The organism is Acinetobacter sp. YH01019 (assembly GCF_013420285.1).
GTDB lineage: Bacteria > Pseudomonadota > Gammaproteobacteria > Pseudomonadales > Moraxellaceae > Acinetobacter > Acinetobacter gandensis.
In genome coordinates, this window is sequence record NZ_VOYM01000001.1 from 163,392 (window position 1) to 183,231 (window position 19,840).

Sequence of the window (19,840 nt, forward strand, 5' to 3'; positions counted from 1 at the left end):
CATGACTCAGCGTATTGCAATTATTGGTGCAGGTCCGGCAGGCTTGATGGCGGCTGAAGTCTTAAGTCAGCATGACTATGAGATACATGTTTATGAGCAAAAGCCTTCAGCGGCGCGTAAATTTCTCATGGCAGGTAAAACGGGGTTAAATATTTCGCATGCCGAACCTATAGAACAATTTGTGCAGCGTTATGATCAAGTTGATTGGCTCAGTCCATGGGTGAAACAATGGAATGTGCAGTGGATTCAAAGCTGGATGAAAAGTCTGGGGATTGAAACCTACATTGGTTCATCGGGTCGCGTATTTCCGATTGAGATGAAAGCAGCCCCTTTACTGCGAGCATGGTTGAAGCGCTTGACCGCACAGGGTATTAAATTTCATTATCGTCATCAAATTTTAGACTTGCAGGATAATCAACTACGCATTCAAAATTTACTTGAAGGTCATGCAGTACAGACTGAAAAATTTGATGCGATTGTGATGGCTTGTGGCGCAGTGTCATGGTCGCAATTAGGTAGTGATGGTGCGTGGCAAAAATGGTTAAGTAAGGATGCGATTGAGCCATTCCAAGCGAGCAATGCCGGTGTGGAATATCCATGGTCTGCATTTATGCAGCCGGTTTTTGGGCAGCCATTAAAACGCGTTCATGCTTGGGTTGGAGGCGCTGCCGCGACCCAAGGCGATATTGTGATTTCACATTATGGTTTGGAAAGTGGTTTAATCTATAAGCAAGGTCGAGCGCTACGTCAACGCTTCCGAGATGCGCTGCCGATGCAGTTGTCACTGGATTTGCTGCCAGACCAAAGTATTGAGCAACTGGCAAAAAAATTACAGCCTTCTAAAAAGCAGTCGTTGAGTAAAGTCTGGCGTAAAGCGGGCTTAGATGCTACTAAATCTGCTGTCGTTCGCGAGTTGGTGCCGAAAAATCTTTGGAATGATCCAATGGCTTTGGCACAAAAGATTAAGCATTTAACGCTCGCGCTAACAGGATTTCGACCAATTGAAGAAGCGATTAGTTGTGCTGGCGGTGTAAAACGTGATGCTTTAAGCTCGCAATTACAATTAAAGACCAATCCTTATGTATTTCTCTGTGGCGAAATGTTGGATTGGGATGCGCCCACAGGTGGCTATTTACTTACGGCATGCTTTGCAACGGGTCGTGCCGCAGGGCAAGGTGTACATCAGTATTTAGCTCATTCAGTTTAGGTTTGTTTTAACTGGATTGGGGGCAATTATTTTACCTAAGGCATCCATAAATTGTCACAAATGCGTCGGAGCAGTGTGCTATGTTGATGCTTCTTAAAGCAAATGACATCAGAATAATGCGCATAGAACAACAATATACAGGCAGCTGTTTATGTGGTGCGGTCTGCTATGAAATTAATGGGCCCATTGGTGAAATTGTAGAGTGTCATTGTTCTCGTTGTCGGAAAGCCAATGGAACAGCCTATGCAACCAATGCTCCAATAGCCAAAGCAGATTTCAAAATTGTGTCGGGCGAAGATGTACTGAAAAAATTTCAATCCACAGCGACCACTCAGCGCTGCTTTTGTGGGGAATGTGGTTCACCGATTATCAGTATTAAAGCCGATACACCAGATTACTATCGCTTACGGATAGGAACACTCGATACACCGATACAGCAAGCGCCAGTCTGCCATATATTCGTTAGCTCAAAAGCAGAATGGGACAGTATTCATGATGATTTACCGCAATATGCAGAGCGTCCTTAATTTTTTGCGTTGTATTTCTAAATAAAAAGGGTTCACGTGGAACCCTTTTTATTTAAGTCATTTTTAGACATTTAATTTATTGAGCTTGAGCAGGATGTTTAAGCTCGGGATATTGTTCCTGCCAATGACCTAATTGTTCCTGAGCATGAATGAACTGGCCTAAGCCTTTGATGCTTTCGTTTTGTGGAACGCCTTCAGAGGCTTTATCTGTGGGCTGTTGCTTGAGCATATTCGCTTGATTATCCCAATATTGGTACATCAAACCCTGAATATAGCGGCCTTGCTCGCTTTTTAAATCAAGTGCTTTAAGCATGGTGAGCGCAGATTGGATGTTGTCCTGTTTACGCTGTAAAGCAAACTCTGCTGTTAATGAGCCTTCATCTTTCATACGCATTAACTCATCTTCCATGTCATCGCTCACGGCGGTAAAACGGGTATCAAAATCCGTCAGCGCCTGAATGTCATGTTTATCATCTGGCGTTTTGGCAAAGACTTTCACTGGATCAGCGTTGAGCTCTTGCATAATTTGATCATCCGCAGAAATGTTAGCATTTTGCTGTTCATTTTCTGAAGTTTTTTGACAAGCAGTTAATCCGAATGTACTACTCAATAACATGATCAGTGCGAGTTTTTTTAACGGCAGATTCGACATAATATGATTTCCTTGAGGATTAACTTATTTTTTTAAAGACATAGACATGAGTGATATAAGGGAAAACAATATCATCATGGGCACTTTTTTCCGTGTATTGTTCAACGATTTGTTCAAATTGTTGCTTTAAGCGTTGTTGCTCTGCGCTTGGGAGGGCAGCAATAAAACTGGTCGAAAGTAAACGATTTGAAACTACTTGTTCGACTGTACCTTGATGCGGTTGTTTAAATGTGGTTTCAGCGCTCAATTGAAAAGTCGTCTGTTGTTCAAAGGCTTTTCGCCATTCACCACTATGATAACGTGGTGTATCTCCTTCAAGTGCATTGACGATATTGGCCAACGCATTGACCCAATCAACGCTGATATCTCGTTGATTCCAGATTAGTACTAAATAGCCTTCTGGCTTTAGTACACGCGCAATTTCATGTAAGGTTTCGCGGTTAGCAAACCAATGAAAAGATTGGGCACAAAAAACTGCGTGGATGCTCTGATTATTGAGGGGAATATTATCGCTGCGTGCAGCGAGGGTTTCGATATGTGGATGTTTTTTTTGCAATTCAGCTAACATTTCAGCCACAGGTTCGACGGCGGTGATGTGTTGGCTGAGTGGTTGGATATAATTCAGGAATTTTCCAGTCCCTGCGCCTAAGTCGAGTAAACGCGCATGCTCAGACAGATTTAAATGTTGTTGAAGCCATGGCGTTATAGCCGCTGGATAGTCAGGGCGAGCCTGTTGATACAGTTCAGCTGCTGAACTGAAGCCCTGTTGTGCGGCAGGATGTAGTGATTGTGTCATATTCTGCACTTTTTTATCTGTATGGCCTCTATAAAATAGCATATTCGCAGCATGACAACTTTGAAACTGACAGGAAGGAACCGCGTGACGCAACAAGGAACTGAGCAAACCCTCGTAGAGAAGCAGATCATATTTGAAGATGAACAAATTCGGGTGATCTTTCAACCTGGAAGTTCCAGTGAACTGATCTTTTCATTTGGTGATTTGATTACCCGTGCTAAAGGGCTAAGTATCAATGCTGAAAAGTCATTACAAAAGTATGATTTTAATGTCATTGGTGTCATGCCAAAGCAAAAGTCATGGTTTCCAGCAGCATCTATGCAGAACATGTTTGCCGAAATTCAGCACATCCTTGAGCAGTTTACAGTTCGTATTGCTTATGGTGGCTCGATGGGCGGCTATGCGGCCATTAAATACGCGAAATTATTTGATTTTCAGCGTGTGGTCAGTATGGTGCCGCAGTATTCGATTGACCCTGAAGATATTGTTGATACGCGCTATGGCATGTTCTTTCAGCCGAGTTTAAATGCCAATATGCGGATTCAAGCCGACGATGTTTCGACTGAGCGTGAATACATTGTGGTGTATGACCCATACTGTCCTGAAGATCGTGCACATTTTGAAAAATTGCAGGCACTGATTCCGCATGTACATGTGCTGCATTTACCATTTACCGGACATGATGCAATTGCTGTACTTGCCAGTTCCGAGCTACTGAATGACTTTTTACGTCACACTTTTGATGCGCAGTATTTTTATCAAAAAATGCGTAAAGTGAAAAAGAATAGTAAATTTTATTATCGTAAAGTGATTGAAAATTTACTTTCGCGCCATCGTATTGCCTTAGGTCAAATTCTAAAAAATAACCATTTTCAGCTCGATCCGCAGTTTTTTGATGCTAAACAAAAGCAGACTTTGTTGCGTGCCTTATTTAATAATAAACAGGTAAGTGAGCAGGATTTAAATAAACTCGGGATTAACACTTTTATGCCACAGGAAAGCCGTAGCTTACTGTTGGATCAATATGCGCATGGCCTGGTATTTAATGTCATTAGTCAAAAAATAGAATGTTATGCCGCAGGTGTGATCGAGCTGAATCATAAATTTTTGATTCCACTTCAAGCCAAAGGTACGGGTTTGGTTTATGTTTATTTACAAGATGAACGCTACATGGTGGTCATGAATGATCGTCAGGTCATGAAGTTAATTTCTGCACAGGAGGATTTGCCCTCAGGGATGCATCCTGTACTCATGCAGAAATATGCAGGTTACTACACGGTGAACTATAAACAGCTTTTACTCAGCAGTGATGAATATGGGCAGGCCATATTTACTGAACAATCTGGATCACAATGCCAGTTTGTGACTGAGCTGGAAGACAGTCAAATTTAAACTTTTGATCAAAAAGCCCCTATTGCTTATTTTTTATAAGGGATTATGATGAATGAAAGGTGGTATAAAAATTAGTCATACCATTCCATTCATCATAAGGAATATGAGGGGTATCAGTATGCAATCTGCACAGATGCTTGCTGTATTGTTTATTGCGTCACTGGTGACAAATCCAGTGTATGCACAGGGTTTTAGTTCAACCATTTTAATCTTTAGCAGTGGCATGATGGTCTTAGCCATTTTAACCATTTATGTGGTGCTGAAAATAAGAAATTCACTCCGACATCATCTTGATAAACCCGCGAAATAGCGAGTTTTTTAATATCTGTACGGACTGCGAGTCATTGAAATAATGGCATGAGCAGGGTTTAATAATGACAGATCTAAAACGAGAAAAGTGCAGCAAACAAGGAGCGGGCATGAAAGCAGTATTTCTAGATTATCAATCATTGGATAAAAATGATTTGGATTTTCGTGCCCTAGCAGCACAGTTTGATCAATGGACTGTTTATCCTGCAACTTCACCGATTGAAGTCGCAGAACGTATTGCTGATGCTGAGGTGATTATCACCAATAAAGTACAGATCAATGCCGAGCACATGCAGCACAATCCACAGCTTAAAGTTATTTTGATCTCTGCAACAGGCACCAATAATGTGGATCTTGAATTTGCACGTGAGCAAGACATTGTGGTGTGTAATTGTCAGGGATATGGCACTGCCGCAGTAGCACAACATACCATCATGCTGATGTTGAATTTGGCAACATCTTTACTGAAATATGACCGTGCAGTACGTACGGGTGAATGGAATAAATCCACGCAGTTTTGCTTGATGGATTACCCAATTATGGAGCTTTCGGGAAAAACCTTAGGCATAGTCGGTTATGGTGAGTTAGGTCAGGCCGTTGCAAAGCTCGCTGAGGCCTTCGGCATGCAAGTTAAAATTGCAGCTTTACCAAACCGTCCTGCACGTGAGAAAAGAATTCCTTTTGCTGAGCTGTTACCACAGGTTGATTTTCTGTCATTACACTGCCCATTAAGCGATGAAACGCGTGATTTAATTGGCCGTGAAGAACTTGAAAAAATGAAGTCCTCAGCCTTTCTAATTAACTGTGCGCGTGGTGGTGTCGTGAATGAGGCCGCTTTGGCAGATGCTTTAAAAGCTGGGGAGATTGCTGGTGCAGCGACCGATGTACTGACAGTAGAACCACCCAAAGATGGTAATGTACTGTTAGATGCGAGCATTCCGAATTTAATCATTACTCCACACAGTGCCTGGGGCAGCGTCGATGCAAGACAACGCATTGTGCAGCAATTGGTGGAAAATGTAGAGGCCTTTAAAGCGGGGATGGTCATTCGGCAGGTGAATTAAAACGAGTTTAAGGAACCTTATTTTTGAACAAAGCTCTATATAAATAGGGATGTCTATGCAGGTCGATCTTGCCAATAAAAAAAGTTTAAGATTATTTTGCATGCTGATTCTCTTTACCGCATGCATCTCTTGGGTATGGTACAGTTATGTACTAAATATCAGTGAAAATTATTTATTCCAGAACCCCGATTTTGAAGTTCATAAATTTATGCCGACCTTACAAGTTGTGCTGGTTTCGGTATTTTTTATTGCGCATTTCGTCTTAGCACTTATTGATTTTTTAAATCGCTATTGGTATTGGGGACTATGGCTTGTTGTAGTACCTATTATTGTGGGACAGGTCTATTTTTCTGTCTTTGGATTGGTTGCTCATATTGATCATTTATCAGTCTGGGTTGACTATCCATTTTGCCTGTTGATGCTTATTCAAATCTGTACAGCATCGTTTGTACGTAGGCGATATCTCAAACCTGCTCCTTAATGCTTAATTTAATAGCTAAATTTGAGTTGATGAAATTCACCTATTCGCTAGGTAGATCTTAGAGAATATGTAAAGGAAGCTTCTAGCAATTTTTCAAAAATTTAGCATTGAAATGATTTTTGATTTGTTTAAATTCAAGTTCAGTCTCGATATTGTTTGGCATCATGATTCGTAAATAACTTTTTTCAAGTTTAAAAGGCTCTTTAGTATTGGGTTCAGCGTAAAAGCCACCGTTTGGATAAGTCAGATATGTTTCATAGGCACGTAAAATCTGACCTTTGTGAAAATAATAACTTGTTAGGCTCTGATAGGATTCACCAAAAACATAAAGGTTTATTTTGCATTGATCGTCGAGTTGATACAGTGTCACTTTATTGCCTTCAGTCGATTTGTATTCTTCGTCATCTAGCATTTCTAAGGTTTGTAATAATTTACCTTCGGCATCATGGTTATATTGGTGAGAGTTATACAATTGTGGAAAAATAGCTTGCAACTGTGGATAACTTTTTAGCAATTGTGGAAAACGTTGTAAGCCAATCACAGACCCAACGCAGAGTAGAATACCTAGCAACATACCAAATAAAATTCGCATTTTTTTCTCATTACATCATTGTTTTTATAGGCAGATTGCCAAATACCAAAACGATTGTATTTGGGCTTTAAAAAAGCCCAACCAAAGTTGAGCTTTAAAATAGAGGACTAAAAATTATAAATCTGTAACTGGATAGGTCGTTGAAGTAGAACTTGATGGATAGCTACTTTGCGGATATTGATTACTATTTTGTCCCGCATTGTTGCTTGGCGTGGTATTGATTTGACTGCCAGAAGATGACTCACTTAAAGATTGCTGCGTAATAGGTGCAGGCTGACTGCTTTTTCCAGTAATGGCTTCACGTGTATCTTTAAGTTTTTCATTTACGTTTTGAGTGACGTGCTGTGCGCCTTGATCAACTTGCTGCACTGTATTATTGGTCGCTGTTTTGGTGTTGTCCCATGCTTGGTCAACTGACGGCTTGATTTTTGAAATGCCACGTTCAGTCATTTCACCAATATTTTTAGCTGCGCCAACCACACCTTCTTGTGCTTTATAAGCCCATACATGTAATAGGTTTGGGTTGTCACCATAAGGTGTGACCAATTTTTTAGTGTCGCTTTGCGTACCTTGTTGTGTATTTGCATCTACCTGAGCCCATAAACTGGGTGCAGCCAGCGCTAGGCTAAGGCATAAAGTCGTTTTCAATAAATCCATTATGGCTTCACCTCTGAATTTTATAGATTTTCTAACTGATGAATGGTTTTAACGCATTATAGAAAAAAACGGAATAGAAAAAAGCCAAGGTAGCAAAATCAATACAGCTTTAAACAAGAACGGTGTATGGAGCATTTCAGCATAAAAAAGGCTCACGCGAAAGTGAGCCTCCTCTCTGGAGGGAGAGTATTTTGAAAGCCTAAAGATGCTTATTTATGCGCACCAATAGAGGCTTCATGTGAGCTATGAACTTCTGCTTGAGCGACAGGCGTATTCAGCTGAACATTGCTGCCACCACTGACATTGGCTTGTTGACCTTTTTGGAAATTATCCTTAGTTTGCTGCCATTTCTCACTTGCAAATTGACGACTTTGATCCGCTTTTTCACCTAAATAACTTTTGGTTTGATCTACTTTATTGTCAACTTTGGCTTTACGCTCATCCAGTTTTGCTTTGTCTTTTGCTGCTTTTTCATCAAGCTGTGCTTTACGTTCATCTAGCTTGGCTTTGTTTTGTTCATTTTTGGCATCAATTTCAGCTTTAGATGCTTCGGCTTTCTCATCTTTAGACTGTTTTAGTTCAGCCCATTTGTCTTTGGCATCTTGCTTCTTGTCTGCACTAAATTCTTTGGTGTCTTGCCATTTTTCTTGAGTGAATGTTTTGGTCTTATCGACGCCTTTTTCAATTTTATCACCTGCTTTATGTGCAGATTGATTAATGTCTTGTTTTAAATTTTGCAGTACAGATGGTTGCTGTGTTTCAACTTTCGCATTGGCTTCTACTGCGGTGTTCGCAAATAGTGGAGTGGTTGCGAATAATGCTGCGGTGATCAGTGTTGTTTTAAATAAAGGTTTCATCTTTGCATTTGTCCTCTTTTATTGAACGCTGCTGTTGCACTCAGCATTAGCGCTTTTGGAGCAGAGGACATCTTAAGAGTAAAAAAAAGCAAAAAGTGGTTTTGTGCGATAAGTCACACAATGCAATAACAGCTCAGATACGCGGAAGTTTGAAGTGTGGAAACTTGGTTAAGTTAATGCAGTATTGTAATTTTATGAAAATACAGTGGCTTATATGTGTTTTACGCGTTGCTGTGGTGTGGTGCTAGTTACGATTTTCATGATTAAAAATTATGGATTTGAACGAATTATTGTTCAAGATTCAAGGAAAAATGAAACCATACCTCCATTTTGGAGATATGGTTTTTATTATTTATTCACATTGTGTAAGCGCATCTTTAGCAAAATGACTGCGTAATGCAAGGAAGTTCTTTTGTACATCCGCCGCATTTAAATCAAAATTGTGCGCTGAACTTGTACCATCTTTGGCAAAGGTTGCTGTACCACCTGAAATCAGGGTTAAGCCTTTAAATGACCATTGTTCAACCGATTTTGCTTCTTCTAAATTGCCTGTAAATTCAATCACGCATTTATCTACAAATTTAGTCAGTTTTGCTTTGTTATCCGTGGTATCTGGATAGACATCAATGTTTTGAACTTCTTGTAATACACCTGTTTCAAGTTGCGGAATTGTTGGTGCAGATGTACATGCAGAAAGTGTTAGACCCGCAAGACCAGTCAAAATGAATGCTTTCAATTTCATAAGTTTCTTTCTTGTTGAGTGTTGTTAAGGTTGAGTATAGGGAATTGGTGAATTATTGGCTATAGATTTAAGTCTTAATCCTAAATTCAACTTCATTCACTTAATATTTAACGTTTATAGGCTGCACTTCCTGGACCAACGGCATTGATGCTGACTTGGCGTGATGGATGGGTGCTTTTTTGATAATACACTTTCGAATTTGGCCCATAAATATTGATTTTATTGACTGATTCTACATAGACCGTTGTATTTGGACCTGCAACCGTAATCATCGGGCAACTGCCTTTTAGAGTAATACGGCTATCTGGAGCAGGAATATTCACTGAGCGTCCCGCGCAATCATAACTTGCAACGGTATCGGGTGAAGAAATGATGATTCGAGAATGAGTCATTTCAGTTCCAGCATTTGCAGAAGAAATAGATAGAATCAATAATCCAAAGCTAAGTAATTTTTCATTCATCATAGGTATTTCATTTTATTTAGTTTGAGTTATTTTTAGCATGCCGAGATTTATTTGCTCAAGTCTTATTCGTCTTTATTTAAAACGAGATATTGAGTGCAACAGAAGATCTTTTTCACATTGATGTATTAAGAAGTGATTTATCTAGTATTTCAAACGGTCTCATTGAATTATTAGTACATTATCTTAAACAATTCATGAAGATTTAGCTGGGTTATTTAGCGATTAAAGTTTTGGCAAAAAGAACAATAATACTACTCCACCCAATATCCCGCCCAAAATCAGCCAGTCTTTCTTACGCATGTCTGCAACGCGAATAATTGAAAAATACAGGCTGCTAAAAAATAGAAAAACGAAGACAAATAGTACAAGGGGATTATTGAATATAAATTTAGTACTGCCAAATAAAACGAAAATGGTTGTGCTCGACAACCAATACACCAAACTTAAAACAAATTTTGAAAGCGTTAAGTAACGCACAGTGCGGTCTAATCTGGGCAAAGTCACAGCAATGATGACGATTCCAATAAATCCACCCAAAACAGAAATAATCAAAAAGAATAAAGCACCCATATCTGGCTTGGTTGGAATGTATGGATAAACCTTCCAAAGGTAAAAGCTGTATGCCATCAATACTGCATGTAAGATAAAAAGATAGAGATCTGGGCGGTAAGGATGATTGACTGTAATACTTTTCATATATTGTTCTTATCAAAAAATCCCGCTATTTCTAACAGGATTTTACCTAGATTTCAAACGGCATAAAAAAACCCGCTTTAAAGCGGGTTTTTTATTAATGCTTAAACTTAGTGTTGTAACACCGAAATATCAGCCACTTTTGTGAACAAGTCACGAAGCTGTGCAAGCATACGTAAACGGTTCGCTTTTAGGTCAGCATCATCTGCCATTACCATTACACCGTCAAAGAATGCATCGACTGGCGCACGAAGTGCAGCAAGTGCAGAAAGGGCAGCAGTGTAGTCCTTCGCAGCAAATAACGGCTCAACCACAGGTGTGATTTTCGCAAGTTCAGCGAATAATGCTTTTTCAGCATCTTCAACCAAGTTGGCTTCAACCACAGCGCCTTCAGGGGCAGCTTCTTTCGCTAGAATGTTAGCAACACGCTTGTTTGCAGCCGCCAATGCAGCAGCTTCAGGCAAGTCACGGAAATGATTCACGGCATTTACACGCTTGTCAAAATCAAGCGGAGATTTTGGAGAAAGTGCTTGAACAGCTTGAATCACATCAACTGCAACGCCTTGGTCTTCGTATTTCGCACGGTAACGACCTTCAAGGAATGCAACAGCATCAGCTAAAGTCTTATCGTGATCTTTCAATACATCGCCATAAGCAGCAAGTGCAAGTTTGATTAGATCCTCAATCGAAACGTCTAAATTATTTTCAGTCACAAGACGCAAAATACCAATCGCAGAACGACGAAGTGCAAACGGGTCTTTCGAACCCGTAGGCGCTTGACCAATACCAAAAATACCTGTGAGCGTATCTAAACGGTCTGCAAGAGCAAGCGTTGTACCTGTCTTGGTTTTTGGTAACACATCACCCGCGAACTTAGGCAAGTATTGCTCACCTAAAGACTCAGCAACTTCATCATTTTCACCTTCAATACGTGCATAGTAAGTACCTGCAATACCTTGAAGCTCTGGGAACTCACCCACTAACTCAGAAGTTAAGTCGCATTTAGCAAGTAGCGCTGCTTTTTCAGCATCTGCTGGGTTTGCACCTGTGATAGCAGACAAAGCCACAGCCAATTTTGCAATACGTTCAGACTTATTCCATAACGTACCAAGCTCTGCTTGGAATACCATGTTTGCAAGTTTCTCTTTACGAGATGCAAGCGGTTGCTTTTGATCTTGTAAAAAGAAGAATTCAGCATCTGACAAACGTGGACGAACAACTTTTTCGTTACCTTCAATAATTTGAGACGGGTCTTTCGACTCAATATTTGAAACGGTAATGAAGTATGGTTGAAGCTTATTGTCGGCATTTACTAAGCAGAAGTACTTTTGGTTGTCCTGCATCGTTGTAATCAACGCTTCTTGCGGCACAGCAAGGAAGCGTTCTTCAAAGCTTGCACGAAGCGCAACAGGCCATTCAACCAATGCAGTTACTTCGTCACGAAGATCCGCAGGCACAATCGCAATGGCATTGACTTCATCAGCAAGTGTTTTCACTTGTTGGTCAATCATCGCTTGGCGTTCTTCAAAAGATGCCACAACGTGCGCTGCTTTTAACTTCGCAAGGTATTCATCTGCATGCGCAAGTGTGATCGCCTCAGGTGCATGGAAACGATGACCATAAGTCACGTTACCCGCTTTATGATCTTGAATGGTTGCATCAATGACAGCATTGTCTTTCAGCAATACGACCCATTTCACAGGACGCACGAATTCAGTACGGCTTGCCGCTGAACGCATGCGTTTTGCGATAGGGAGGTTATCTAAAGCGTGTTGTAAAATTTGCGGTAAAAGCACATCAAGGCTTTGACCTTTTACATCTTTTAAGTAGCAAACTTTTTCAACTTTACCCGCTTGGAAAGTCGATACTTGATCAACAGTGATGCCTTGACCACGCATAAAGCCTTCTAAAGCTTTAGTTGGTTTACCTTCAGCATCAAACGCTGCTTGTTTAGCAGGGCCATCAAAACGTTTTTGTGTGTCTGCTTGTGCACCGTCTACATTGACAATTTTCAATGCAAGGCGACGTGGCGCTGCATAAGCTTCAATCGCATCAAATGCAAGACCTGCATCATTTAAGCCTTTTACCGTTTCAGCTTGAAGTGCATCACGTAATTTTTTTAAGCTTTTTGGTGGAAGTTCTTCACAGCCTAATTCGAACAATACTGTATGTTTAGACATTATTTGCTCTCCTTAGATTCAACTTTTGCTTCCGCTTCAACTTGTGCTTTAAGTTGAGCTAATACTTCATCACGTAAAGCCGGTTCTGCCATTGGGAAGCCCAGCTTCGCACGTGCAGCCACATAACTTTGTGCAATCGCACGTGCCAAAGTACGTACACGTAAAATATAACGTTGACGTTCAGTCACCGAAATTGCACCGCGCGCGTCGAGCAAGTTAAAGCTATGTGATGCTTTAATCACTTGTTCATATGCAGGAAGTGGAAGTTCAGCTTCCATCAAGCGAGTTGCTTCAGCTTCGTAGAAATCAAATAGCTCAAACATTTTTTCAACGTTGGCATATTCAAAGTTGTAAGTGGATTGTTCAACTTCGTTTTGGTGGAATACGTCGCCGTAAGTCACAGTACCAAATTGACCTTTCGTCCAAACCAAGTCGTAAACTGAATCTACGCCTTGAAGGTACATTGCTAAACGTTCAAGACCGTAAGTGATTTCGCCAGTCACTGGGTAGCATTCAACACCACCGACTTGCTGGAAGTAAGTGAACTGAGTCACTTCCATACCGTTTAACCACACTTCCCAACCTAAGCCCCATGCGCCAAGTGTTGGAGATTCCCAGTTGTCTTCTACGAAGCGAATGTCGTGAACAAGGGTATCAATACCAATCGCTTTTAGAGAATCTAAGTACAACTGTTGGATGTTGTCTGGGTTTGGCTTCAACACGACTTGGAATTGGTAGTAGTGTTGTAGACGGTTAGGGTTCTCACCATAACGGCCATCTTTAGGACGACGAGAAGGCTGAACATAAGCCGCGTTCCAAGTTTCAGGGCCTAAAGCACGTAGGAAAGTTGCAGTGTGGAATGTACCTGCACCCATTTCCATATCGTAAGGTTGAAGAATGACGCAGCCTTGTTCAGCCCAGTAGTTTTGTAAGGCAAGAATTAAGCCTTGGAAGGTATCAATATGCGATATGGCGCGACTCATGGTCATCCACTTAAAATTAGATAAAAATTGTGCTCAATTATAAGGATTTTGGGGGTGTGTGGCAAAGGGTTAATCGCTCTTGAACCAAGCTTTGATGTTTTAATGATGTGCAGAATTTTATATTTTCCAATTGTACATAATAAAAACGTAGTTACTTGTGGCATAAAGTGGATGAATAAATTTAATGATGAGCGATAACAATGTTTAAGAAGTCTTTTATTGTGATAAGTATGGTGCTATCTGCCTGTAGTACGACGCCTGTAGCTTTGTATTCAGATTCATCACTTCACGCTTCAAAAATTGCGACCATTACTAATTCTTGCAACGTGGAATGTAAGAAGGTGATTAAGCAGCAGTTAGTGGTTAGTTCAAAGTATCAAATGAGCGAAGGTCTTTTGCTTGAGGTCAATGGTCAGCAGGGGACTCGAAAAGTCACACGAGGAATGGCCTTTGACTCACCTATCCACGGTCGGTTTACCACCGCTGTAGAACAGGGGAAAACTGAGCTCGTCATTGATCATAATTCACAGCTAATTATCGCTCGTCCAGCTCGATTCACAGTTGATTTATTGGGTGGGCATAATTATGTGATTGGACGTATTCGAGTTGAACGAATCCCTTCGGCTTATTATGAGTGGTTTCCTATTGTGTATGATGAAACAGCTCAGAAAATTATTTATGGAAGTGAAGATTTGATTGATAAAGATGAATAAGCTGACCGCCTAAATGTTCTTTTACTTTAGCAGGTACAGATGTGAGTGCTGATAGATTTTTTATTTTAAGTATCAGTAAAACATGATGAGCCTTTTAGGCTCATTTCTTGTGATAAAACTACGCAAGTAAGCGGCGTATTCAAATTGAAAAGGATCAAAAGTAAAATTTATAAGATAAAGATGTAAGTTGAATACATCTTATTGTTTGCATGCCTTTATAATTGCAACATCTCGCAAAAAAACAAACAAGGTATCTCGTGTTTCACGCAAAATCAGCTTGGCTCAACACGCTAAAACCGAATTTTAAAGTTCTTCCACTCAAAGACCGCATACTTTGTGGGGTTGGGGCTTTATTTGGTTTAGGTTTATCTTCTTTTGTTAGTTGGTTAGCGCTAGGTGACTTAAATGCATGGTATATCGCCCCGATGGGTGCTTCATCTGTGTTGCTCTTTGCTGTACCTGCTAGTCCATTAGCACAGCCATGGAATATGGTTGTTGGTAATACGCTTGCGGCGTTAATTGGCGTGACCTGCGCCATGTTTATACCCAATTTAACCGAAGCTTTTAGTATTGCGGTTGCTTTAGCCATTGTTTTAATGATGACCACAGATTCTTTGCATCCACCAAGTGGGGCAGTGGCGATTACAGCCGTTTTGGGTGGTGAGGCTGTTCATGATTTAGGTTATGCCTTCTTGTTCTATCCAGTGCTTTTAAATTCAGTATTGTTGATGGTGGTTGCAATTATTTATAACCGATTATTGGGTAAACAATATCCACAAAAAGCACAAGTGAATACACGCACGGTAGATCCAACACCAACTCAAAAAGTCTCGATTCAACCGGCAGATATTCAGCAAGTGTTAGAGCAGCAAAGTCAGCTTTTAGATATTAGTGAATATGATCTACAAAAAATCATTTTAGAGGCACAGCAGTTAGCCAGCCGTCGTGGTACGAGCCAATTTAGTTGTCGAGATATTATGAGCCAGCAGGTGATTTATTTACGTGCGGAAGATGATATTCAATCTGCACTAGATAAATTTAAACAAGTGAATTTAATGAGTCTGCCTGTGGTCAGTGACTTAGATCGATTGGTAGGCAATTTAGCTTTATACGATGTAGTGGAATGGTTTAAACGTGCGGCAGATCCAAAAGCAAGTTGGGAAAATCATGTGTATCAAATTATGAATCCTAAAGTTGTTACCGTTCAGCCGGATCAACCCATTCAAGATTTGGTGCCATATTTTGTCGAGCGTTCATTTAACTATATTCCTGTGGTCGAGCAGAAAAAATTGGTGGGTATGATTAGTCGCGCCGATATGATTGCCGCCTTGTCTCAACAATTGAACGCACTACAGCAACATAATCATTAGCCGTAGATTCACTGAATTTAAGTATTTTAAAGCTAAATTTTGGACAAAAAAAAGCTACGGAAACTTGGGGAAGAGACCGTAGCGACCAAACTGAGGTCAAGGGATATTAACGTCTGTCATCATTCACAGTACGCATAGAGTCTGAATAGCGATTGGTCGAGTATAGATTGTCTTGTGATTTAGGCATCACTAACCAAAGTACCAAATACACCAAAATACCTGGGAAAGCAGCACTTAAACACGAAACAAATATAAAGATAATACGCAGTAAATTAGCGTTCCAACCAAAACGTTCAGCAATACCTCCCACCACACCAGCAATCATGTTAGAGCGGTTTGAGCGATATAAACCAACATTGGCCATTCAGTTCTCCTTTGAAATCGAAAATGAATCATCAATTGACCCATACAATATAGATGGTGATTCAGTTAACGATTTAAAGAGCCATGATTCGAAAAAAAGTAAAGTTATGTAATCTTTTGCCAGTCCTTGATAAGTTTGCCTTTAGAATGAGCCAAACAAGAGTGATCTTAATTAAAGATCAATGATAACAATGAGATATAGCTAACATTTATTAAAATATATGTGTACAGTTGTAGAGAAATCGTTACAATATTGATCAAGTATTAATTTAATTCATTCCAAAGATTGAAATTGGTTCTGACTAATGATGAAAAAAATGGCTACTCAGCCCAGATCAGTATCTTTTTCTTTATATGCTGTAATCGCTTTATGCAGTGGATTTGGTGTGGCGTGTAGTTCTTCAAATACGCCTGAAAATGCCGAAAAAAATTCAACGAATAATCAACCAACTGAAGAAATACAGCCAACCCATGCAGAGGCACAGTCTGATCATGGCAAAAAACTGACTGAAATTGCTGGTCAAGCAACAATACCGCATGATAGTGGTTTAGATCCTGTACCTGTACCTGTACCTGAGCATGCCAAAGTATTTATTGGCCGTTTTCATGCCAATGTAAAATGTGATGATAATTTTATTCCTTGTAAGGAAGGCAATGCAGATTTCATTCTAAATTTATTGCCTGATGGAACAGTACACCGCAGCATTATTCAATTTGGCAAAGTCTTTGCTGATAAAGCGCCACAGCCAGGAAATAATGTCAATTATCGGAAGGACACTTGGACCGTCGATCAAGCACATCAAGAACTGGTAGTACATCGTAAAGAAGGTGTAAATTTTTATTATAAAGTCATTGATGAAAACAGAATTGTGATGGATTTAGATAAAATTCGTAAGGGGATTGAACAAGAAGACCGAAATCAAGAACTCTTTTCGCAAGGTTATCCTGAGCCGCAACAAGCATACGAATTGGTCAAAGATCAATAATAATGAACTTAATTTGTGTTTAAAAAATATTGATGTAAATGTGAGCGGCGTTCAAAGCATTGAATGCCATTTTTTTTGAAGCTTAATAATAATTGGTGGGTTGTGTGGGGTTCGAACCCACGACCAATAGATTAAGAGTCTACTGCTCTACCAACTGAGCTAACAACCCTGAGAAAATTTTAAAATAAGATTTTAAAATTTTTGCAAGATAAGCGAAGCGTGTAGTTTTGAAAACTAGGGAAGATTTGTCATCTAATATTTTTAAATCAAATACTTAATCTAGTCAGACAAGAATGATACTTCGCAACATCGATATAGCAAACAACGAGAATGGCGAATCAAAACCTTAGGGAGATGGTTTGTCTTGGTCGGAACTTGCAGGTTTCATATTCTTCGCATGCCGGAAGAAAGAAGCCCTAAGAAAGAATGGTGGGTCGTCCGCGACTCGAACGCGGGACCAATAGATTAAAAGTCTACTGCTCTACCAACTGAGCTAACGACCCTTAGGGGGTATCTACAAGATTGTATTCTAAAACTGATGTTTTAAAAAGATGGTGGGTCGTCCGCGACTCGAACGCGGGACCAATAGATTAAAAGTCTACTGCTCTACCAACTGAGCTAACGACCCATCTTGTGGTATCGAAGGAAATGGTGGGTCGTCCGCGACTCGAACGCGGGACCAATAGATTAAAAGTCTACTGCTCTACCAACTGAGCTAACGACCCATTTCGCTTGATGGTGCGTATTGTAGCAAGATCTGCTTCAAGCGCAAGTAAAAATTCATAAACTTGCTTTTGTTTGATTATAAATACAACAAAGTAGCTCATTTTAGCGGATATCTGTCGCTAAAATGAGCGCTATTTGCTTAAAAACGGTATTTATATGCCTGAATATTGGCATAAATTTCAGGAGTTAAATCACAGTAAGCCGTTGCGTTTGGCAGCAATACCAATAAACGATCATCAGTTTGCTTAGGATCAAATGCCTGTTCTTTCAGCTTATTTTTTTGATATTTGAAAGTCCCCGTGGTTTCTACTTGCTTTTGAATACGTAAAAATACTGGAACAGCATATGCTGGGAGTGATTTCTTAAACAAGTTAACCATGGCGCTACAATCTTGTTCGTTTAATTCAGCTGCATCGGTGAGGGTAATCGCTGCCATACCTGCGCGGCCATTGGTGTCAGGGATTTCAACGCCATACACGACTGCTTCAGCAATTTTTTCATATTCACTGACCATATTTTCCACTTCAGTGGTAGATACATTTTCGCCTTTCCAGCGGAAAGTATCGCCTAAACGGTCGACAAATTGAGCATGTCTAAAGCCGATGTCTCGTACCAAATCACCTGTGTTGAAGAATGAGTCACCGTGTTTAAATATGTCTTTCATCACCACAGACTTATTCTTTTCGGCATCAGTATAGCCATCGAATGGAGAGCGACGCGTGATTTTCCCGACCAATAAGCCCACTTCACCTTTTTTGACTTTTTTGCACCAGCCTTTGGCATCACGTACAGCTTCATTTTTTTCTTTGTCAAATTGAATAATGGCATACGGGGTAGGCGAAAAGCCGACAGTATTGTCAAAGTTAAATACGTTACTAAAACCAACATTGCCTTCACTTGATGCATAGAGTTCAAGTACTTCTTCTACGCCAAAGCGTTCTTTGAATTTGTCCCAAATGTTTGGTCGCATACCGTTACCAATCATTTTTTTCACACGATGGCCTTTTTCAAGCTCCGAAACAGGCGCGTCCATCAGGTAGCGGCAGAGTTCACCGACATAACCAATAGCTGAAGCATCAAATTTCTGTACATCTTTCCAAAACGATGATGTTGAAAATTTACGACGTAGCGCAAGGGTAGCACTACCTGCAATGACACCACACCAGCACACCACCGTACCTGTTGCATGATAAAGCGGCAACGTTACGTACATCACATCATCTTTATTGAGATTTAGGACGTGGCCATAAGTACCATACGCCAAAGTCCAGCGGCTATTGGTGAAGATAACGGCTTTAGGTAAACCTGTGGTGCCCGAAGTATAGATGTAGAACAAACCATCTTTACCTTTCACGCTGGCAGTGGTTGGAGTGTTAAATTTTGGAAATTGATCAATTGTTTCTGCAAGGTTAATAAAGCCTTTAGGCGCTTTACCTGCATCAATACGTGTGGCTTGGTCGGCAAACCAATGGAGGCGATCTGCTGCAACGGTTAAATCGTCACGGACATCTTGAACAGCTTGACGGCATTCTTCACCAACAATTACCGCAATGGGCTTCACCAAGTTAATGCTGTGTGTAAGGACTTTACCGACTTGAGCTGTGTTGACTAAGGCACTCGTCACACCAATTTTTGCGAGGCCGACAATAGTTGCCACGAGTTCAGAGCGGTTTTCAATCATTACCGCAATCACATCACCTTTTTTTGCACCAAGGGATAAGTAGTAATGACCGATTTGGTTGGCCCATTCATTGAGCTCGTTATATGTATATTTTTGATCTTCAAAATACAGTGCAAAACCTTCGGGATTGCGTTTTACCGCTTTTTCAAAGGCGATGCCTAAGCCAGCAGGGGTGTTTGGGGTACGTAAATAGGCTTGCTTAAGACCACTCAACAAGTTGGGTACTTTGCTAATAAACGCGGGGATTTTTGCTGCGACGTCAGCAATCCCAATAAGGTCGTGTTGTGTAGTTTGGCTCATGTGAATCCTATTTATTTTTCGTAATCCGATACGGTTTATTTCTTTGCAATAATTTTGCAGCAATTTCTACAATTGTCTTTTAATCGTTTCGATCTAGTGCAATCA

General features: G+C 40.4%; 21 protein-coding genes and 4 tRNA genes. 9 read left to right on the forward strand and 16 right to left on the reverse strand.

Annotated elements, in window-relative coordinates; genetic code table 11:
• The first annotated feature begins 1 nt into the window (after position 1).
• On the forward strand, positions 2-1,207 hold the full coding sequence (locus FTT84_RS00800; RefSeq protein ID WP_180079592.1) for a TIGR03862 family flavoprotein: 1,206 nt from the start codon (positions 2-4) through the stop codon (positions 1,205-1,207).
• A gap of 116 nt (positions 1,208-1,323) precedes the next feature.
• On the forward strand, positions 1,324-1,734 hold the full coding sequence (locus FTT84_RS00805; RefSeq protein ID WP_180079676.1) for a GFA family protein: 411 nt from the start codon (positions 1,324-1,326) through the stop codon (positions 1,732-1,734).
• Positions 1,735-1,810: 76 nt separating this feature from the next.
• On the opposite strand, the gene FTT84_RS00810 is transcribed toward FTT84_RS00805, so the two are convergent.
• Positions 1,811-2,386, reverse strand: a complete 576-nt coding sequence (locus tag FTT84_RS00810; RefSeq protein WP_180079594.1) for a hypothetical protein — start codon at positions 2,384-2,386, stop codon at positions 1,811-1,813.
• Positions 2,387-2,405: 19 nt separating this feature from the next.
• A complete protein-coding gene (locus FTT84_RS00815) occupies positions 2,406-3,182 on the reverse strand; it encodes a class I SAM-dependent methyltransferase (RefSeq protein WP_180079596.1) in 777 nt (258 codons plus the stop codon).
• 84 nt (positions 3,183-3,266) lie between these two features.
• Here FTT84_RS00815 and FTT84_RS00820 point away from each other — a divergent pair, with 84 nt between their 5' ends.
• The 4 genes from FTT84_RS00820 (at position 3,267) to FTT84_RS00835 (ending at position 6,428) form a co-directional block, all read left to right on the forward strand.
• Positions 3,267-4,574 (forward strand): hypothetical protein, encoded by a 1,308-nt coding sequence (locus tag FTT84_RS00820; RefSeq protein WP_180079598.1) that lies wholly within the window; start codon positions 3,267-3,269, stop codon positions 4,572-4,574.
• A 118-nt stretch (positions 4,575-4,692) separates the two neighbouring features.
• Positions 4,693-4,884, forward strand: a complete 192-nt coding sequence (locus tag FTT84_RS00825) for a hypothetical protein (RefSeq protein WP_245668218.1) — start codon at positions 4,693-4,695, stop codon at positions 4,882-4,884.
• A 109-nt stretch (positions 4,885-4,993) separates the two neighbouring features.
• Positions 4,994-5,947 (forward strand): 2-hydroxyacid dehydrogenase, encoded by a 954-nt coding sequence (locus FTT84_RS00830; protein ID WP_067764006.1) that lies wholly within the window; start codon positions 4,994-4,996, stop codon positions 5,945-5,947.
• A 55-nt stretch (positions 5,948-6,002) separates the two neighbouring features.
• Entirely contained in the window at positions 6,003-6,428 is a 426-nt protein-coding gene (locus FTT84_RS00835) for a hypothetical protein (protein ID WP_180191830.1), read from the forward strand.
• Between the two features lie 82 nt (positions 6,429-6,510).
• On the opposite strand, the gene FTT84_RS00840 is transcribed toward FTT84_RS00835, so the two are convergent.
• The 8 genes from FTT84_RS00840 to glyQ all read right to left on the reverse strand — a co-directional run bounded on the left by FTT84_RS00840 (position 6,511) and on the right by glyQ (position 13,596).
• On the reverse strand, positions 6,511-7,020 hold the full coding sequence (locus FTT84_RS00840; protein ID WP_180079602.1) for a hypothetical protein: 510 nt from the start codon (positions 7,018-7,020) through the stop codon (positions 6,511-6,513).
• A gap of 114 nt (positions 7,021-7,134) precedes the next feature.
• Positions 7,135-7,677, reverse strand: coding sequence for a hypothetical protein (locus tag FTT84_RS00845; RefSeq protein WP_067763997.1), 543 nt, complete (start codon positions 7,675-7,677; stop codon positions 7,135-7,137).
• A gap of 209 nt (positions 7,678-7,886) precedes the next feature.
• Complete coding sequence (locus FTT84_RS00850) at positions 7,887-8,534, reverse strand: hypothetical protein (protein WP_180079604.1); 648 nt, start codon at positions 8,532-8,534, stop codon at positions 7,887-7,889.
• 352 nt (positions 8,535-8,886) lie between these two features.
• Complete coding sequence (locus FTT84_RS00855) at positions 8,887-9,276, reverse strand: hypothetical protein (RefSeq protein WP_180079606.1); 390 nt, start codon at positions 9,274-9,276, stop codon at positions 8,887-8,889.
• Positions 9,277-9,383: 107 nt separating this feature from the next.
• Positions 9,384-9,740 (reverse strand): DUF3060 domain-containing protein, encoded by a 357-nt coding sequence (locus tag FTT84_RS00860; protein WP_081410296.1) that lies wholly within the window; start codon positions 9,738-9,740, stop codon positions 9,384-9,386.
• Between the two features lie 222 nt (positions 9,741-9,962).
• Positions 9,963-10,436 carry a hypothetical protein gene (locus FTT84_RS00865; protein ID WP_067763985.1) on the reverse strand — a complete coding sequence of 158 codons (474 nt, stop codon included), beginning with the start codon at positions 10,434-10,436 and terminating at the stop codon, positions 9,963-9,965.
• Between the two features lie 107 nt (positions 10,437-10,543).
• Positions 10,544-12,613: a glycine--tRNA ligase subunit beta gene (gene glyS / locus FTT84_RS00870; RefSeq protein WP_180079608.1), complete on the reverse strand. Its 2,070-nt coding sequence runs from the start codon at positions 12,611-12,613 to the stop codon at positions 10,544-10,546.
• Positions 12,613-13,596 carry a glycine--tRNA ligase subunit alpha gene (gene glyQ, locus FTT84_RS00875; protein WP_067666981.1) on the reverse strand — a complete coding sequence of 328 codons (984 nt, stop codon included), beginning with the start codon at positions 13,594-13,596 and terminating at the stop codon, positions 12,613-12,615. Before glyQ ends, glyS begins: the two co-directional genes overlap by 1 nt.
• Before the next feature lie 200 nt (positions 13,597-13,796).
• Between glyQ and FTT84_RS00880 the strand changes: the two genes are divergently transcribed.
• Together FTT84_RS00880 and FTT84_RS00885 are read left to right on the forward strand one after the other, a co-directional pair.
• Positions 13,797-14,309 (forward strand): hypothetical protein, encoded by a 513-nt coding sequence (locus FTT84_RS00880; protein WP_180056287.1) that lies wholly within the window; start codon positions 13,797-13,799, stop codon positions 14,307-14,309.
• A 257-nt stretch (positions 14,310-14,566) separates the two neighbouring features.
• The gene (locus FTT84_RS00885) at positions 14,567-15,679 is read left to right on the forward strand and encodes an HPP family protein (RefSeq protein ID WP_180079610.1); all 1,113 of its coding nucleotides are present in this window, start codon (positions 14,567-14,569) and stop codon (positions 15,677-15,679) included.
• A gap of 106 nt (positions 15,680-15,785) precedes the next feature.
• Here the strand turns inward: FTT84_RS00885 and FTT84_RS00890 are convergent, their stop codons facing one another.
• Entirely contained in the window at positions 15,786-16,043 is a 258-nt protein-coding gene (locus tag FTT84_RS00890; protein WP_180079613.1) for a PspC domain-containing protein, read from the reverse strand.
• Positions 16,044-16,359: 316 nt separating this feature from the next.
• On the opposite strand from FTT84_RS00890, the gene FTT84_RS00895 reads away from it, so the two are divergent.
• The gene (locus FTT84_RS00895) at positions 16,360-17,028 is read left to right on the forward strand and encodes a hypothetical protein (RefSeq protein ID WP_180079615.1); all 669 of its coding nucleotides are present in this window, start codon (positions 16,360-16,362) and stop codon (positions 17,026-17,028) included.
• Between the two features lie 93 nt (positions 17,029-17,121).
• On the opposite strand, the gene FTT84_RS00900 is transcribed toward FTT84_RS00895, so the two are convergent.
• The 5 genes from FTT84_RS00900 to FTT84_RS00920 all read right to left on the reverse strand — a co-directional run bounded on the left by FTT84_RS00900 (position 17,122) and on the right by FTT84_RS00920 (position 19,735).
• Positions 17,122-17,197, reverse strand: a tRNA-Lys gene (locus tag FTT84_RS00900).
• A gap of 258 nt (positions 17,198-17,455) precedes the next feature.
• A tRNA-Lys gene (locus FTT84_RS00905) sits at positions 17,456-17,531 on the reverse strand.
• Positions 17,532-17,580: 49 nt separating this feature from the next.
• Positions 17,581-17,656 (reverse strand) — tRNA-Lys (locus tag FTT84_RS00910).
• A 21-nt stretch (positions 17,657-17,677) separates the two neighbouring features.
• Positions 17,678-17,753, reverse strand: a tRNA-Lys gene (locus FTT84_RS00915).
• A 140-nt stretch (positions 17,754-17,893) separates the two neighbouring features.
• Positions 17,894-19,735 carry a long-chain-acyl-CoA synthetase gene (locus tag FTT84_RS00920; RefSeq protein ID WP_180079617.1) on the reverse strand — a complete coding sequence of 614 codons (1,842 nt, stop codon included), beginning with the start codon at positions 19,733-19,735 and terminating at the stop codon, positions 17,894-17,896.
• Positions 19,736-19,840: the final 105 nt, after the last annotated feature.